This is a genomic window from Glycomyces harbinensis (assembly GCF_900101745.1).
Lineage (GTDB): Bacteria > Actinomycetota > Actinomycetes > Mycobacteriales > Micromonosporaceae > Glycomyces > Glycomyces harbinensis.
Genome location: NZ_FNAD01000028.1, coordinates 26,941 through 42,069, shown reverse-complemented (window position 1 = coordinate 42,069; position 15,129 = coordinate 26,941). Strand labels below are relative to the sequence as shown.

The following is a 15,129-nucleotide window of genomic DNA, read 5'->3' as shown; positions in this document are numbered from 1 at the left end:
GACAGAGCGTCGTAGAGTGCACCGTGCCCTCGGGTGAACACCCCGGTCAGTGACAAGCCCGGCAGCGAAACCACTGGCCCGGAGCTACACAGCACCGCGTCGGTCAGCTCGAACAGCGCATCCGAGCGGGCGGTCAGGCACTGATGGAATCCGGCCCGGAAGTCCCGCAGCGCCCCGGCTCCCGCGCCGGTGCCGGGTTCAGGGAGAATAGACAAACGAAGCCCTTGCTGTTGAGATTCTTTGTGTCGCAACAAGAATCATCAAGCAAGGGCTTCGCTCGTATTCAAGCGGGAGTGCCTGACCAGCACCAAAGGTTAAAAATCAAGCTAGCGGGCCCCGGATAGCATCCGGCGCATGCTCCCTCCACATGACTCGTCCCGACCCGAGCTGATCGCCCCCGAGACCGCCGCCGCCAACGACCTGACCCGGCGCTGGCTCGCCGCCCGCGCCGAGGCCCCGGCGGTCGCGTCCGGACTCGGCATCTGGCCGCTGCTGTGCATGCTCGCCACCGGCGCGACGGGGGAGACCCGGGACGAACTCCTCGCCGCCGCGGGCGTCACCCTCGAACGGGCCGCCTTGGCCCCCAAGGCACTCCTGGACGCCGCCGAGACCACCGCGTCGATCCGCCTCGCGCTCGGCGTCTGGGCCGGTGAACGCGTCACCCTCGACCCCGAATGGGTCGCCGGCCTGCCGAGCGGCACCGCCGACTCGCTCACCGGCGTCCCCGCCGTCGACAAGGCCGCCCTCGACGCCTGGGCCGCCGAGCACACCGACGGCCTCATCCCCGAGATGCCGCTCGACTTCAGCAAGCCCGTCGACATCGCCCTCGCCAGCGCCCTGCTGGTGCGCACCCGCTGGCTGACGCCGTTCACCGAAGGCCAGTGGGCCTTCGCGTCCGGCCCCTGGTCCGAACTCGGCCGCTGCCGGACCCTCACCACGATGCTCCGCGACGACGTCCTGCGCATCTCCGACGACGCCTCGGTGCTCACGATCCCCGGCGACGGCGACATCGACGTCCTGCTCTGCATCGGCCGCGAAGACCTTGCGCCGCAACAGGTCCTGACCACGCTCATCGACGCCGCGACCGCACCCGACTGGGGCCGCTCGGCGACCGCGCTCGAACCGGGCGACCAGGCGGTGGGCGTCACGGCCATCGAGTACATGGGCTCGTCGCCCCAGACCGGCCCGGAGGTCCGGGTCCAGACCGTCGGCTTCCAACTCGACGCCGACCTCGACCTCGGCCAGGACGCCGCCGCACTCGGCCTCACGCTCGCCACCGACAAGGACCGCGCCCGCTTCGGCCGCCTCGCCGTGCCGAACGAGCCCGGCGCCCGTCTGTACGTGAGCCAAGCGAAGCAGACGGCGACCGCCACGTTCAGCGCCACGGGGTTCGAGGCCGCGGTGATCACCGCGATGGCCATGGAGGCCTTCGGCGGCGTCCCCGTCTTCGACCACAGGCACCGGGCCGCCGAGATCCGCTTCGACCGGCCCTTCGCCTACCTCGCCCGGCACCGCACCTCAGGGCTCGTCATCGTCGCCGGCTGGGTCGACCGGCCCGAGGCCGCCTGACCGCTACTCGTCGAGCGGCGCGCTGTGCCAGGACCAGTCCGGGCCGCGCCGCCCGTGCCCGTCCAGATCGCCGCGGCCCGTGGCCCACAGCAGCGTCGCCCACGGGTCGGCGTCGGTCGGCGCTTCGGGGAACAGGCGGGCCAGACCGACCGCGGCGAGGTCGCCCGGCGGCGTGAACGGCACGCCCAGCCCCTCGGTGAGGTCGAAGGCGTGCGCCAGCGTCTCGACCACGCCCATCGCCGCGAAGCCCTCCGGATCGGTGCGGCCCCACACGTGATCGGACCGCGCCGAGGACGGCCGGGCGTCCGTCACCGCCGCGACCAGGCCGCCCATCATCAGCAGCACCTCGATCCCGGCTCCCGGACCCGCCGCGCGGTCGGTCGCGATCGGCAGCGACGGCTCACCGGGCCGCTCCCACAGGATCGTCGGACGCCCCTTCACGTACGGCACGGGCGGGGCCATCCGCAGCGCGTACGAGAACAGGCCGTTGTTCAAGTGGTCCAACGCGTCCCAGCAGTTCTCCTCCATGGGACCCGCCCGGTTGCCCCAGGCCTCCGCGGGAGCGGCGCGCAGCGCCCGGGCCGTGACGGCCACGGCCCGCTCGACGTCGGCCCCGGTCACACGCGTTCTCGACATACCGGGACCCTAATACCGGCGCATCGGCGGGGCAACCCGGTTCACTCGCCGCGCCACGCGTGCCAGAGGCCCGCGTACACCCCGTCCGCCGCCAGCAGCTCCGCATGCGTGCCCTCCTCGGCGATCCGCCCGTCCTCGACCACGGCGATCCGGTCGGCCGAACTCGCCGCCTGGAGCTGGTGCGCGATCGCGATCACGGTGCGGCCCGCGAGCGCCGCCGCCAGGGCCACCTCGACGTTCCCGGCGCTGGCCGGGTCGATGCCGGCGGTGGCCTCGTCGAGGATGACGATGCCGGGGTCGGCGACCACGACCCGGGCGAGCGCGATCTGCTGCGCCTCGGCGGTGCTGAGCTTGCGGTGCTCGTCGCCGAGCATCGTGTCGAGACCCTCGGCCAGGGCCCAGCCGGCGTCGACGCGCCGGAGCGCGTCCTCCAGGAGCGCGTCGCTCGCGTCGGGCGCGGCCAGGATCAGGTTGTCGCGCAAGGTCGCGGTGAACACGTAGTGCTCCTGGGTCACCAGCACGACGTGGCGGCGCAGTTCCTCGACTCCGATGTCGCACACCGGGACGCCGCCCATCGTCGCCGTCCCCGTCCGGGGCCGGTCGATGCCCGCGAGCAGGCGGGCGATGGTCGACTTCCCGGCTCCCGAGGGTCCGACCACGACGAGTCGTTCCCCCGCCTTGGGATGCAGGCTCAGCCCGTGCAGCACGTCGGGGCCCTCGCCGTATCCGAACGTGACCGCGTCCAGGCGCAGGTCCGTCCCGTCCGGGACGGCCTCGCGCGGTTCGGGCGTGATGAGGTTGACGCCCTCGATGCGCGCCAGCGCCGCCGATCCCTGCTGGAACTCGTTGAGCTGCACCATGACCGCGTTGGTCGGGTTCGCGATGCGCACGGCCACGGTGATCGCCGCGACCGCCGTTCCCAGGCTCAACCCGTCCTGGAAGTACCAGAGCCCGGCCGCGGCCACCACGATCACGAGCTGAAGCCGGTTGATCCACAGCAGGAGCAGGAAGAACTCGACTTGGAGGTGCAGCACCCTCAGGAACCGCTCGCGCATCGTCTCCGCGCGCGCGTACCCCGTCTCGCGCCGCTCCTCCTGCATCGCGAGCGCCGACACGGTCCTGGCGCCCGCGCCCGACGCGGTGAGCGTCTCGGCCGCCTCGCTCATGGCCGCCCGCTGCGCGAGGAACGCGCCGCTCGACCGGCGCCAGTACCGGCGGGCCGCCAGCAGCAGCGGCGGCAGCGTCACCAGCGCGCACAGGCCCAGGAGCGGGTCGACCACGAACGTGGCGACGTACAGCACCAGCACCTCGATGAACGCGGTCGCCATCGTCGGCCCCGAGTCGCGCAGCAGGTCCGCGACGGTGTTGACGTCGGAGGCGGTGCGGGTGCCGAGGTCGCCGCGCCCGGCCTGCTCGACCCGGTCGAGCGGCAGCCCGAGCACCCGGCCCACCACGCCCTCGCGCAGGCGGGCCGCGGCGCGCTCGCCGAACCGGTACCCCGCGCGCCGCCCCAGGCGGCTGAGCACGAACTGGACGGCGACGCACGCGACGATGAGGCCGCACACGAGGTTGATGCGCCCGATGCTCCAGCCCGCGCCGATCCCGTCGACGACCCGGCCCAGGAGGATCGGCACCGAGACGCTGAACCCGGCTGCGAGCGTGTACAGGACCAGCACCTGGACGGCCCGGCCCTTGTCGGCGGCGAACAGGCGCAGGAAGGCCCGGCGGACCTCGGCCGCGTTCGCGACCGGCAGCCGGTGCTTCTCATCGACGCTCATGCGTGCTCCTCCTCGGGGCGAGGCCCGCGGGCCGTGGACCGTCCGCGCTCGCGGGCCGCCGATCGGCGGCCCGGACGGCGTTCTCGAGTCATGCGTCCGCGCCGTGCGAGGTCAGGACCCGGTACGCGGGATCGTCGAGCAGTTCGGCGTGCGTGCCGGTGGCGTGGACCTTGCCGTCGACCATCCACACCACGCGGTCGGCGTGCGCGAGCCACAGCGGCGAGGCCGTGACCACCAGCGTCGCCAGCAGCGCGCGGGTCGCGGTGACCCGTTCGGCGATGAGCGACTCGGTGTGCGAGTCCACCGCCGAGGTCGGCTCCACCGCCAGCAGCGTCTGCGGTGCGGCAGCGAGCGCCCGCGCGAGGCGCAGCCGCTGGCGCTGCCCGCCCGAGAGGTTCCGCCCGCCCTCGGCGACCTCGGCGCCCAGCGTCGCGCCGAGCCCGGTGTACACGTCGTGGGCGCAGGCGGTCTCGATCGCGGCGAGGGCCGCGTTCGGCTCCACTCGCAGGGTCTCGCCGAGCGTCGCGGCGAACAGGTAGTCCTCGTCGGTCAGCAGCATGATCCGCTCGCGCACCTCCGCGAGCGCATACGCGCCCAGCGGGTTCGCGCCCCACGCCGCCTCGGAGTCGCGGTAGCGGGCCAGGCGCTCGCAGGCGGCCAGCGCCGGAGCGGTCTCGGCGGTGACGACCACGGTGAGCCCGTCCGCCGGGACGACCAGGCCCGAATCGGGGTCGCGCAGCTCGCCGCCCGCGCCGCGCAGCGTCCCTTCATCGTCCACATCGGTCTCGATGGCGAGGAACCGGGCGATCCGCTTGGTCCCCACCCAGGCGGCGACGAGGAAGTTCGCGGTGCCGATGAAGTTGCCCGACACGGCGATGAACACGGTCGCGAAGCTGAACGCCGAGGCCAGGCCGCCGATGCTGATCGCGCCGTCCGCGGCCAGGAGCGCGCCGGTCCAGGTGATGGCCGCGACGAACACGATCGGCATCGAGTACCGGAGCGCGTGGATCCACGAGCTCGAGTTCGCGACCCGGTATCCCGTGCGCTGCAAGGCGGCCGAGCGTTCGCGGTAGCGCTCGGCGAACAGCAGGTCGCCGCCGATGCCGCGCAGCACCCGCAGGCCCCCGACGATGTCGGCGGCGTTCGCGGTGAGGTCGCCGATCATCTCGCGGTAATCGGCCTGGCGCCGTTGGAGCCGGCCCAGGAGCGGCCCGGTGACGAGGGCGGTGACGGCGCTCCCGGCGACGATCACGACGCCCAGCAGCGGGTGGATCGACCAGACGAGCACGGACCCGACGACGAACATCGTGAGGTTGTTGACGAAGAACCCGACGTCGGAGATCGCGCGGGCGGCCCGGCGGGTGTCCTCGCTCGGGAGGTTCACCAGCTCCCCGGCCGAGACCTTCCCCCGCAGGCCCGTCCCGGCGGTGTTGAGGTGGTCGGTGAGCATCCGGACGATCGTCCGCTGGTTCGCGGCCTCGGCGCCCACGAACATGCGGAAGCCCGTCGACCAGAAGACCGGCTGCGCGATCACGGCGCAGGTGATGAGCGCCAGCCAGAACGCGAGGGCGCCGCCGTCGCGGGCGATGAACCCCTCGTCGACGACCCGGCCGAGCATCCACAGCTGCGTCATCGAGGTCGCGCCCGAAAGGAGGTACATGAGGACGCCGAAGGCGATGCGGCGGGGGTGGGGCCGCGCGAAGCCGACGAGCAGGCGCCAGGGTGTCGGCGGGGGAGCGAGGGGCATGGGAACCAAGCTTACCTGCCGACCGGTATCGACGTCCGCTTCGATTCGGGCACAGGGCCCTTCCCGCCTCATTCTGCGCGAATGACGTTTGCACGCCGGTGCGTTGGGCATTCCCGATGTCCAACATCGACAGCAACGATGTTGAGGAAGGAATGGTCATGCCCTACGTCGCCTCGCGTCACAACTCGTGGATCGTGCACATCATCGCGATCATCTTCGGCATCATCGCCCTGATCATCCTGCTGCACCTCGCTTTCGTGCTGCTGGAAGCCAACCCTCACAACCCGCTCGTGAACTTCTTCGCGGACCTCGCCAACTGGTTCTCCTGGCTCTTCCGGGACATGTTCAGGGTCGACGACCCCAAGGTGCGGGCCGTCGTCAACTACGGTCTCGCCGCCCTCGTCTACCTCGCCATCGCCGGTGCCATCGCCAGCGTCGGCCGCTCCCGCTGGAGTCGTCACGACTGACCCCGGGGAGTAATGCCCGACGGGCCCGGATGCCCGGCATCCGGGCCCGAAACATCGCCCCGAGGGGTTACGGTCCGCCGATGACCGGGTGCTCCTCGACCGCCTCCCCGACTGATCGACGAACGCGAAGGGCCCGAACGCATCGCGTTCGGGCCCTTCGGCATTCGTTCAGTCGGCGTCTCTCATGCGCAGGAGCTTCCTCGCCTCCACCGTCGTGATCGCCGGGCGCTGCGCGAGCGCCGCCGCCTCGGCGGCGCGGGCCACCAGCTGGTCGTTCCCGGCCACCGGCCGCCGCCTCGCGAACGAGACCGTGTCCTCCATGCCGACGCGCAGGTGCCCGCCGTGCGCCAGCGACGCGAACATGACCGGGAGCGTGGTCCTGCCGATCCCGGTGGCGGAGAACGTGGTCCCCTCCGGCAGGTACCGGCGCACCGCCTCCGCGAAGGCCGTCACCGTCGACGCGTCGCCGGCCGCCCCTCCCGGGACGCCCAGCACGAAGTCCACGTGCACGTGATCCCCGAAAGGCAGCCCGTGCTGCCCCAGCAGCCGCTCCAGCGACGCCACGTGCCCGATGTCGAACAGCTCGTACTCCGGGACCACGGCCCGCTCGATCATGCGCTCGTGCAGCTCCACGATGAAGTCCCAGCGGTTCATGAACACGTCGCCGCCGAAGTTCACGGTGCCCATCGTGCACGAGGCCATGTCCGGCTCCGCGTCGAGCACGGCGAGCCGGGCCTCCTCCGGGTCGTGGACCGACCCGCCGGTGGACAGCTGCACGATCAGGTCCGTCGTCTCCCGCAGCGCCGCGACCGCATCCCGCAGACGCACCGGGTCCAGCGTGGGCGCGGCCTGATCGTCCCGCAGGTGCACGTGGATGATCGAGGCCCCCGCGCGCTCGCACTTCGCGGCGGTGTCGACCAGCTCCTCCAGCGTCACCGGCAGGACCGGGACCTCCCGCTTGTCGACCTCGGCCCCCGTGGGCGCCACCGTGATCAGCGTCCCGGTCACAGCACCTCCGCAGCCTCGTCCTGGTGCGCCGAGGCCTGCTGCGCCGCCGCTCTCCGTGACATCGCCGCCGCCGCGTCCCCGGCCTCCTTGACCTTTACCGGCGGGTGCATGTTCGCCCACCACTGCTGCCCGGCCTTGGGAAGGGTGTCGATCGGGTCGTAGAACGGGTACCGGCGCGTCAGCGCGTCCGGGTCGTCCGCCTCGATCGAGGTGCGGTAGTTCTTCGTCCAGTACGAGATCCCCAGCTCCCGGTCGTACTCGGACAGCTGGTGGACCCAGCGCTTGCCGACCATCGGGACGTCGCAGATGATCCGCGGCGTCGCGTACCCCGGCAGGTACCCCATGATCGCCGTCTGGAGCTCCTGGGCCTGCGCGACCGAGGTCCGCCAGTGCTCGGCGTTGGGGATCATGTCGCACATGTAGAAGTAGTACGGCAGGATGTTCGCCTCGCCCTGCATCGCGAAGCACAGGTCGAGCAGGTCGGCCTGGGTGTCGTTGATGCCGCGCATGAGCACGCCCTGGTTGCGCACGTCCCGCACGCCCGCGTCGAGCATCGCCGCGGCCGCCTTCGCCACGGCCGGGGTCACCGAGTTGACGTGGTTGATGTGCGTGTGGATCGCCAGGTTCACGCCGCGGTCGGCCGCGGTCTTCGCGATGCGGCCCATGCCCTCGACGATCTCGTCCTGGAGCCAGTGCTGCGGCAGCCCCATGAGCGCCTTCGTCGCCAGGCGGATGTCGCGGATCGTCTCGACCTCGAGGAGGCGCTCGAGGAACCGCTCGAGCTGGCGCCAGGGCAGGTTCGCGACGTCGCCGCCGGAGACCACGACGTCGCGCACCCCCGGGTGGGTCTCGAGGTATCCGAGGATCGCGCTCTGGCGGTCGACCGGTTTGAGCGCCAGGCGCCGCTTGTCGACGGTGGGGGTGGAGTTGCCGACCAGGTCCATGCGCGTGCAGTGGCCGCAGTACTGGGGGCAGGTCGAGAGGAGCTCGGCGAGGACCTTCGTGGGGTAGCGGTGGGTCAGGCCCTCGACGGCCCACATGTCGTGCTCGTGGAGGGAGTCGCGGCCCGAGAACGGGTGGGAGGGCCAGTCGGTGCGCCGGTCCGAGGCCACCGGGAGCATGTAGCGGCGGACGGGATCGGCCAGGAACGCGTCCGTCCACGAGCCCGGAGCGGTGTCCTCGACGGCGGGGACCATCGTGTTGAGCATCTGCGGGGGGAGCAGCATCGACATGGTCGCCGAGTTCGCCATGTCGTCGGCGAGGTCGTCGAAGAACGACTCGTGGAGCCGGTCGCCGACCAGCTCGCGCAGCTGCTTGACGTTCTTGACGCAGTGCGCGCGCTGCCACTGCGCCGAGGCCCAGTCCGCGTCGGTCACGTCCGCCCAGCCGGGGAACCGCGTCCAGTCCGGCTCCACCAGTTCCCGCCTCCGGTACTGGTACGGCTGCTCGATCGCTACAGGTGGTGTTGCACCCGATGGTCGATCCGACACCTTCTCACCTCCATGTCCGGGATGTTGCCCCGGGGGAAACCTGCGGACGGGGATGGCCGTCCTTGTGACGAGGATAACCTTCCGTTACTGTAGTGCGCTAGGTCCCGCATATTGAGACTCCATAAAATCCCTGCTACAAGAAGGGCGGCAACGATGTCGACAGGCTCACCAGTCGGATCGCACCGGGTCGTCAGCCCCGCCGGAGCGCTGCCACAAGCGGCCGACCGGCTCGACCCCGACCCCGAGATCGCCGAGGACGAGGTGCGAATCGGCGTCGAGCGCCTCAACCTCGACGCGGCCTCCTACCGGCAGCTGCGCACCGCCCACGGCGGCGACGGCGCGGCGATCCGCGCCGAAGTCCTCGCGATCATCGAAGCCCGCGGCAAGATGCACAACCCCGTCACCGGCTCCGGCGGCATGCTCATCGGCACCGTCGAGGAGGTCGGCCCCCGCTCCGCCCTCGGCCTCGAGCCCGGCCAGAAGATCGCCACCCTCGTCTCCCTCACGCTCACCCCGCTGCGCATCACCGACGGACTCGCCCGCTGGGACGGCGAATCCGAGCAGATCCCCGCCGCCGGACACGCCATCCTCTTCGGCCGCTCCATCGCCGCCGTCCTCCCCCCTGGACTGCCCGAACACCTCGCACTCGCCGTCCTCGACGTCTGCGGCGCCCCCGCCCTGGTCCGACGCGTCGTCGCCCGCCGGCCCCACGCCTCGACCACCGTCGCCGTCCTCGGCGCCGCCGGCAAGTCCGGGTCGCTCTCGCTCGCCGCCGCCCGCGACGCCCACGCCGCCAAGGTCCTCGCCGTCGTCCGCGACGAGATCGAGGCCGCCCAGCTGCGCGGCACCGGCCTCGCCGACCGCATCGCCGTCGCCGACGCCACCGACCCGCTGGGCCTCGCCGAAGCCGTCACCTCCGCCCTCGACGGGCGCGGCGCCGACGTCACCGTCGTCTGCGTCGACGTCCCCGGCTGCGAACACGGCGCCGTCCTCGCCACCGCCACCGGCGGCACCGTCGTCTTCTTCTCCATGGCCACCTCCTTCCCGGCCGCCGCGCTCGGCGCCGAAGGCCTCGCCGCCGACGTCGAGATGCTCATCGGCAACGGCTACGTCCCCGGCCACGCCGACTACGCGCTGCGCCTGTTCAACGCGAACCCCGCGCTCAAGGACCTCTTCATCGCGCGCGTCGGAGCGCACGAGACCCCGCCCGGCGGTGCCGATCCGCACCGCGCCGCCGTCGAGGAGGAGTCCCGATGACCGCACCGCTCCTGCCGCTCGACCCCGAACTCGTCGCGCGCGCCCGCGCCCTCGCCGCCCGCGCCGCGCAACCCGTGGTCGACCTGGCCCGCAGCCACACCACCGTCTCCGTCGAACGCGCCACCCTCCGCCTCGCCGGACTCACCGGAGCCGACCCCGACGGCATCCCCTGGGTCAACCGCCTCGCCGACGCCGTCGCCGAGCAGACCGGCATCGAACACGGCATCGCCCTCCCGGTCTTCCACGCGCTCAAGGACCATCCCGACCTCACCCGCCTCGCCCACGCCGCCGCCGCGGGCGGCGTCCGCTTCGAACTGCCGACCGGCCGCGCCGCCGAGCCCGCCAGAACGCGAGCCCGCCGCGCGGTCTCCAAAGGGTTCGCCCGGATCGAGGAGCAACGACGCGAACGCGACGCGCTGGTGTCCGAGATCGGCGACCCGCCCCAGCGGCCCTGGATCTACCTCATCGTCGCCACCGGCGACATCTTTGAGGACATCCCGCAGGCCCAGGCGGCCGCCAAGGCCGGGGCCGACGTCATCGCCGTCATCCGCTCCACCGGGCAGTCCCTCCTCGACTACGTTCCCGAAGGCGCCACCCGCGAGGGATTCGCCGGCACCTACGCCACCGGCGAGAACTTCCGCCTCATGCGCGCGGCCCTGGACGAGACCTCCCGCGAGGTCGGCCGCTACATCCGCCTCACCAACTACGCGTCCGGACTCTGCATGCCCGAGATCGCCGCGCTGGCGGGGATGCACCGGCTCGACATGATGCTCAACGACTCGATGTACGGCATCCTGTTCCGCGACATCAACCCGATCCGCACCTTCGTGGACCAGCGCTTCAGCCGCCAAGTCCACGCCCGCGCCGGGATCATCATCAACACCGGCGAGGACAACTACCTGACCACGGCCGACGCGGTCGAGGCCGCGCACACCGTCACCGTCTCCCAGCTGCTCAACGAGCGCTTCGCCCACGAGGCCGGCCTGCCCGACCCGCTGCTGGGCCTGGGCCACGCCTTCGAGATCAACCCCGAAGTGCCCGAGTCGTTCCGGCTCGAACTCGCCCACGCGCTGTTGGCCCGCCAGCTGTTCCCGGACGCGCCGCTGAAGTGGATGCCGCCGACCAAGCACATGACCGGGGACGTCTTCCGCGGCAACCTCCTCGACGGGTTCTTCAACCTCGCCGGGGTCATGACGGGGCAGTCGATCCTCCTGGTGGGCATGATGACCGAAGCGGTCGTCACCCCCTGGCTCTCCGACCGCGACATCGCGCTCCAGAACGTGCGCTACGTCCTCTCGGCCTGCGCCGGGCTGGCCGAGGACTTCCACCCGCCCGCCGACGGCTTCATCGCCAAGCGCGCGAACCACGTCCTCGGCGAAGCGGTCGACCTCTTGGGCCGCATCGTGGACGACGGCCTGCTCAACGCCATCGCCGACGGCACCTTCGGCATCATGAAGCGCCCCGCCGACGGCGGCCGCGGCCTCGAAGGCGTCGCGGAGCGCGCCGACGACTACTGGAGCCCCGCCGCGGAGATTCTGGACCGAGACGACGCGACGACGCCTGTTCACGAGGAGCCCGTCCGATGAGCCGCATCGTCCGCCCCTACGGGGACACCACCGGCGACGGCATGGTGCAGCTCTCGTTCACCCTGCCCGTCCCGCACGACAAGCGCGCCGAAGGCGCGGCCCTCCAGCTCGCCGCCAAGATGGGCCTCGACGGCGCGATGCTCGTGCACGCCAAGCCCATCGGCGAGGGCTACACCTTCTTCGTCGTCTACGGCGCCTCCACGCACCTCGTCAACCTGGACGAGGTCAAAGTGGTCGAGCGCGACTACCCGCACATGAGCCCCAAGGAGGTCAACGACGCCGTCCGCGAACGCCTGGGCCGCAAGCTCTGCGTCGTCGGCGCCTGCATCGGCACCGACGCGCACACCGTCGGCATCGACGCGATCCTCAACATCAAGGGGGTCGCGGGGGAGAAGGGCCTGGAGTACTACCGCGAGCTGCGCGTGGTCAACCTCGGCGCGCAGGTCGCCGTCCCCGACCTGGTGAACCGGGCCGTGGACGAAGGCGCCGACGCGGTGCTCGTCAGCCAGGTCGTCACCCAGAAGGACGCCCACCTGCACAACACCCGCGAGATGGCCGCCGCCTTCCGCGAGGCCCTGCCGCCGGGCCGGCGCCCCCTGCTCGTCGTCGGCGGCCCCCGCTTCGACGAGGGCGCCGCCGCCGAACTCGGCGTCGACCGCGTCTTCAGCCGCGGCACCACGCCCTCCGACGTCGCCTCCTATCTCGTCCACCGACTCGTCACCAGCAGGCCCGCAACGGAAGTGGAGACCGCATGACCGGCCACGACGGCACCGCCGTGACCCACCGCCGATACATCCCCTACAGCCACGCGCACTACGGCGGCGACCTCGTCGACGGCGCCTACGGGCTCGGGATGTTCGGCGACGTCGCCACCGAGCTGTGCATCCTCACCGACGGCGACGAGGGCCTGTTCGCCTCCTACTCGGACGTCCAGTTCAAGGCCCCCGTGCGGGCCGGCGACGTCGTGGAGGCCACGGCCACCGTGGTGCGCACCGGCAAGCGCAGCCGCACCGTCGAGTTCACCCTCACCGTCGTCTGCCGCGCCGACCCCGGCCGGAGCCCCTCGGCCGCGGTCGTCCTCGCCGAGCCGATCATCGCCACCACCGCGACAGGGACGGTGGTCGTCCCGTGAGGACCGCCCCATGAGCGCGGTCATCGTCTGCGTCGACGTCGGCTCCACCTACACCAAGGCCGCCGCCGTCGACGCGGACACCGGCGGCCTCCTCGGCGCCGCCTCGCACCCGACCACGCTCGCCACCGACGTCATGGACGGCCTGCGCGCCGCCGCCGACGCCGCAGCCCCCGAGGGCGCCGACGTGATCGACACCCTCGTCTGCTCCTCCGCGGGCGGGGGCCTGCGCCTCGCCGTCATCGGCAACGAGCCCCTGGTCACCGCCCGGGCCGCCTACCGCGCCGGACTCAGCGCCGGCGCCCGCGTCGTGGACGTGCGCGCCGGGCGGATCGGCGCGGGCGGCTTCGCCGACCTCGCCGCCGCCCGCCCCGACGTGATCCTCCTGGCCGGAGGCACCGACGGCGGCGACGACACCGCCCTGCTCGACCACGCCGCCGGCCTCGCCGCCAGCGCTTGCGAACGACGCGGCCCGCACACCCCGGTCGTCTTCGCGGGCAACCAAAGCGCCCTCGACGAAGTCACCGGGCTCCTCACCGCCGCGGGCATCCCCGTCACCGGCGTCGCCAACGTGCTCCCGCGCATCGGCGCCCTCAACCCCCTGCCCGCCCGGACGGCGCTGCGCCAGGTCTTCCTGCGCCACGTCATCGCCGGCAAGCACCTCTCGGCCAGCGCCGACTTCACCGCCATGGTCAAGGCCGCCACCCCCGACGCCGTCCTCACCGGGGTCGAACTCCTCGCCGACACCACCGGTGCCGACCTCCTCGTGGTCGACGTCGGCGGCGCGACCACCGACGTGTACTCCGTGCTCACCCCCGACGCCGAACTCCAGGGCCCCCGCGCCGACGTCGCCGGGACCGCCTGGCGCTCACGCACGGTGGAAGGCGACCTCGGCGTGCGACACACCGCCGTCGGCATCACCGAGGCCGCCGAGGAGGAGGACCTCCCCGCGTCCTGGACGCTCCCCGAGGCCGCGCGCCTGCGCGCCGCGAACCCCGCCCTGCGCACCGACGACCTCGCCGACGACGCCGAACTGACCGCGCTCGCCGCCCGGATCGCCGTGCGCCGCCACGCTCGCGGCGAGCGCATCGGCGGCCCGACCGAGCCGCTGCGCGGCGGCAAGGACCTCGCGGCGGTCGGCCTCGTCATCGGCTCCGGCGGCATCCTGCGCCGCGACCCCGGCGCCGCCGCGCTGCTGCGCGAAGCGGTCGGCGCCGACACGTCCGGCGGCGTCCGCCCGCCGAAGGACGCCCGCTTCGCGATCGACGCCGACTACCGCCTCGCCCCGGCCGGTCTCCTCGCCGCGGCGGGGCGCCGCGACCTGGCCGTGCGCCTGCTCGCCGATCTGTAGTCGACTCGTAGGGCAACCGGGCGTCCTCCAGGAGGCGTCTACGTAGACGAACACCGCCAATTCCTGTTGGGACCCATCGAAAGGCCATCATGCAGCGACGCGATGTAGTCAAACTCGGCGCGGGACTGACCGCCGCGAGTGCCGTCCTCGGCACCGCCACCGCCGCCCACGCGGAGGTCGACTCGGCCGAGACCGTCTCCCCGGCCACGAAGATCAAGCGGGTCTTCGACGCCGAGATCGCGAAGGCCGGAGGCACCTGGCAGGGGACCGTCACCCTCCTCGACGGCACCGCCGCACCCGTCGTCGCCGTGGACCACAACTCGACGAGCGTCCAGACCGCCGCCAGCACCAACAAGCTCGGCATCGCCCTGGCGGTGCTCGACAAGATCGACCGCGGCGAGCTCGCCCTCGACGACCGCATCACGCTGACCTCGGACATCATCCTCACCGGTTCCGGGTTCTACTTCCACCAGACCGCCTACGGCGACGAGCTCACCGTCGCGAACGTCCTCGTCGCCATGCTCCTGACCTCCGACAACACCTCGGTTCGGCTGTGCGGGCTGGTCTGCCCGCCCCTGGAGATCAACGAGACCCTCGCCGCGAAGGGCTTCACCGACACCCGCGTGGTCCCCAGCGCGACCAACCCGAACCGCATGGGCCTGGGGGTCACCACCACCGCCGAGACCAACGACCTCCTGCACCGGCTCGCGCTCGGCGAGCTGCTGTCGACGGGCTCGACCCGGTTCTTCCTGAACGTCCTCAAGGGCCTGTCGGGCTACCACGACGGGTTCCGCCGCAACATGTCCTCGGCCGAGCGCTCCCGCATCGCCATGAAGTACGGCGCGGACGACGCCGAGCGCAACGAGTCCGGCGTCGTCTACAACACCGCCGGCGCGCCGATCCTCGTCTACTCCTTCATGTCCCAGTCCACGACCAACTGGGACAACTACGGCGCCACCCACCCCGTCGTCCAGGCCCACGCGACGATGGGCCGCAAGATGTTCGACATCGCCAACGCCGCGGGCCTGGCCGCCGAGGGCGCGGTCGAGCTCGACGTCGAGCAGGAGCCCTTGAACGCGGGCCTCACTCAGTAGAGGACCTGCGGGAGCCG

The 15,129-nt window shown here is 72.2% G+C and carries 13 protein-coding genes and 1 pseudogene; 8 read left to right on the top strand and 6 right to left on the bottom strand.

Annotation, left to right across the window (positions count from 1 at the left end; translation table 11 throughout):
* A pseudogene (locus BLQ63_RS28965) lies at positions 1 to 215 on the bottom strand (NF041680 family putative transposase); the annotation flags it as partial.
* A gap of 139 nt (positions 216 to 354) precedes the next feature.
* Here BLQ63_RS28965 and BLQ63_RS27145 point away from each other — a divergent pair.
* On the top strand, positions 355 to 1,569 hold the full coding sequence (locus tag BLQ63_RS27145; RefSeq protein ID WP_091040671.1) for a serpin family protein: 1,215 nt from the start codon (positions 355 to 357) through the stop codon (positions 1,567 to 1,569).
* Positions 1,570 to 1,572: 3 nt separating this feature from the next.
* Here the strand turns inward: BLQ63_RS27145 and BLQ63_RS27140 are convergent, their stop codons facing one another.
* From BLQ63_RS27140 to BLQ63_RS27130, 3 genes are all read right to left on the bottom strand, one after another.
* On the bottom strand, positions 1,573 to 2,205 hold the full coding sequence (locus BLQ63_RS27140) for a hypothetical protein (RefSeq protein WP_091040670.1): 633 nt from the start codon (positions 2,203 to 2,205) through the stop codon (positions 1,573 to 1,575).
* Positions 2,206 to 2,246: 41 nt separating this feature from the next.
* Positions 2,247 to 3,983 (bottom strand): ABC transporter ATP-binding protein, encoded by a 1,737-nt coding sequence (locus tag BLQ63_RS27135; RefSeq protein WP_091040669.1) that lies wholly within the window; start codon positions 3,981 to 3,983, stop codon positions 2,247 to 2,249.
* An 88-nt stretch (positions 3,984 to 4,071) separates the two neighbouring features.
* Positions 4,072 to 5,730 (bottom strand): ABC transporter transmembrane domain-containing protein, encoded by a 1,659-nt coding sequence (locus BLQ63_RS27130; RefSeq protein ID WP_177155129.1) that lies wholly within the window; start codon positions 5,728 to 5,730, stop codon positions 4,072 to 4,074.
* A 158-nt stretch (positions 5,731 to 5,888) separates the two neighbouring features.
* Between BLQ63_RS27130 and BLQ63_RS27125 the strand changes: the two genes are divergently transcribed.
* On the top strand, positions 5,889 to 6,197 hold the full coding sequence (locus BLQ63_RS27125; RefSeq protein ID WP_143015122.1) for a hypothetical protein: 309 nt from the start codon (positions 5,889 to 5,891) through the stop codon (positions 6,195 to 6,197).
* A 168-nt stretch (positions 6,198 to 6,365) separates the two neighbouring features.
* On the opposite strand, the gene BLQ63_RS27120 is transcribed toward BLQ63_RS27125, so the two are convergent.
* Together BLQ63_RS27120 and BLQ63_RS27115 are read right to left on the bottom strand one after the other, a co-directional pair.
* Positions 6,366 to 7,205, bottom strand: a complete 840-nt coding sequence (locus BLQ63_RS27120) for a beta-keto acid cleavage family enzyme (RefSeq protein ID WP_218125541.1) — start codon at positions 7,203 to 7,205, stop codon at positions 6,366 to 6,368.
* A complete protein-coding gene (locus tag BLQ63_RS27115) occupies positions 7,202 to 8,695 on the bottom strand; it encodes a KamA family radical SAM protein (protein WP_245681108.1) in 1,494 nt (497 codons plus the stop codon). The genes BLQ63_RS27120 and BLQ63_RS27115 overlap by 4 nt, the downstream gene beginning before the upstream one ends.
* Positions 8,696 to 8,848: 153 nt before the next feature.
* Between BLQ63_RS27115 and kdd the strand changes: the two genes are divergently transcribed.
* From kdd to BLQ63_RS27085, 6 genes are all read left to right on the top strand, one after another.
* Positions 8,849 to 9,952, top strand: a complete 1,104-nt coding sequence (kdd, locus tag BLQ63_RS27110) for an L-erythro-3,5-diaminohexanoate dehydrogenase (protein WP_091040666.1) — start codon at positions 8,849 to 8,851, stop codon at positions 9,950 to 9,952.
* The gene (gene kamD / locus BLQ63_RS27105; RefSeq protein ID WP_091040665.1) at positions 9,949 to 11,538 is read left to right on the top strand and encodes a lysine 5,6-aminomutase subunit alpha; all 1,590 of its coding nucleotides are present in this window, start codon (positions 9,949 to 9,951) and stop codon (positions 11,536 to 11,538) included. Before kdd ends, kamD begins: the two co-directional genes overlap by 4 nt.
* The gene (kamE, locus tag BLQ63_RS27100; RefSeq protein WP_091040664.1) at positions 11,535 to 12,293 is read left to right on the top strand and encodes a lysine 5,6-aminomutase subunit beta; all 759 of its coding nucleotides are present in this window, start codon (positions 11,535 to 11,537) and stop codon (positions 12,291 to 12,293) included. Before kamD ends, kamE begins: the two co-directional genes overlap by 4 nt.
* Positions 12,290 to 12,670: a 3-aminobutyryl-CoA ammonia lyase gene (gene kal, locus BLQ63_RS27095; protein ID WP_091040663.1), complete on the top strand. Its 381-nt coding sequence runs from the start codon at positions 12,290 to 12,292 to the stop codon at positions 12,668 to 12,670. Before kamE ends, kal begins: the two co-directional genes overlap by 4 nt.
* Before the next feature lie 10 nt (positions 12,671 to 12,680).
* A complete protein-coding gene (locus BLQ63_RS27090) occupies positions 12,681 to 14,018 on the top strand; it encodes a glutamate mutase L (RefSeq protein WP_091040662.1) in 1,338 nt (445 codons plus the stop codon).
* Between the two features lie 89 nt (positions 14,019 to 14,107).
* On the top strand, positions 14,108 to 15,112 hold the full coding sequence (locus tag BLQ63_RS27085; RefSeq protein WP_091040661.1) for a serine hydrolase: 1,005 nt from the start codon (positions 14,108 to 14,110) through the stop codon (positions 15,110 to 15,112).
* Positions 15,113 to 15,129: the final 17 nt, after the last annotated feature.

Coding starts and splice junctions, on each gene's coding strand:
- BLQ63_RS27145 (WP_091040671.1), top strand. CDS start 355: ATGCTCCCTCCACATGACTCGTCCCGACCCGAGCTGATCGCCCCCGAG.
- BLQ63_RS27140 (WP_091040670.1), bottom strand. CDS start 2,205: ATGTCGAGAACGCGTGTGACCGGGGCCGACGTCGAGCGGGCCGTGGCC.
- BLQ63_RS27135 (WP_091040669.1), bottom strand. CDS start 3,983: ATGAGCGTCGATGAGAAGCACCGGCTGCCGGTCGCGAACGCGGCCGAG.
- BLQ63_RS27130 (WP_177155129.1), bottom strand. CDS start 5,730: ATGCCCCTCGCTCCCCCGCCGACACCCTGGCGCCTGCTCGTCGGCTTC.
- BLQ63_RS27125 (WP_143015122.1), top strand. CDS start 5,889: ATGCCCTACGTCGCCTCGCGTCACAACTCGTGGATCGTGCACATCATC.
- kdd (WP_091040666.1), top strand. CDS start 8,849: ATGTCGACAGGCTCACCAGTCGGATCGCACCGGGTCGTCAGCCCCGCC.
- kamD (WP_091040665.1), top strand. CDS start 9,949: ATGACCGCACCGCTCCTGCCGCTCGACCCCGAACTCGTCGCGCGCGCC.
- kamE (WP_091040664.1), top strand. CDS start 11,535: ATGAGCCGCATCGTCCGCCCCTACGGGGACACCACCGGCGACGGCATG.
- kal (WP_091040663.1), top strand. CDS start 12,290: ATGACCGGCCACGACGGCACCGCCGTGACCCACCGCCGATACATCCCC.
- BLQ63_RS27090 (WP_091040662.1), top strand. CDS start 12,681: ATGAGCGCGGTCATCGTCTGCGTCGACGTCGGCTCCACCTACACCAAG.
- BLQ63_RS27085 (WP_091040661.1), top strand. CDS start 14,108: ATGCAGCGACGCGATGTAGTCAAACTCGGCGCGGGACTGACCGCCGCG.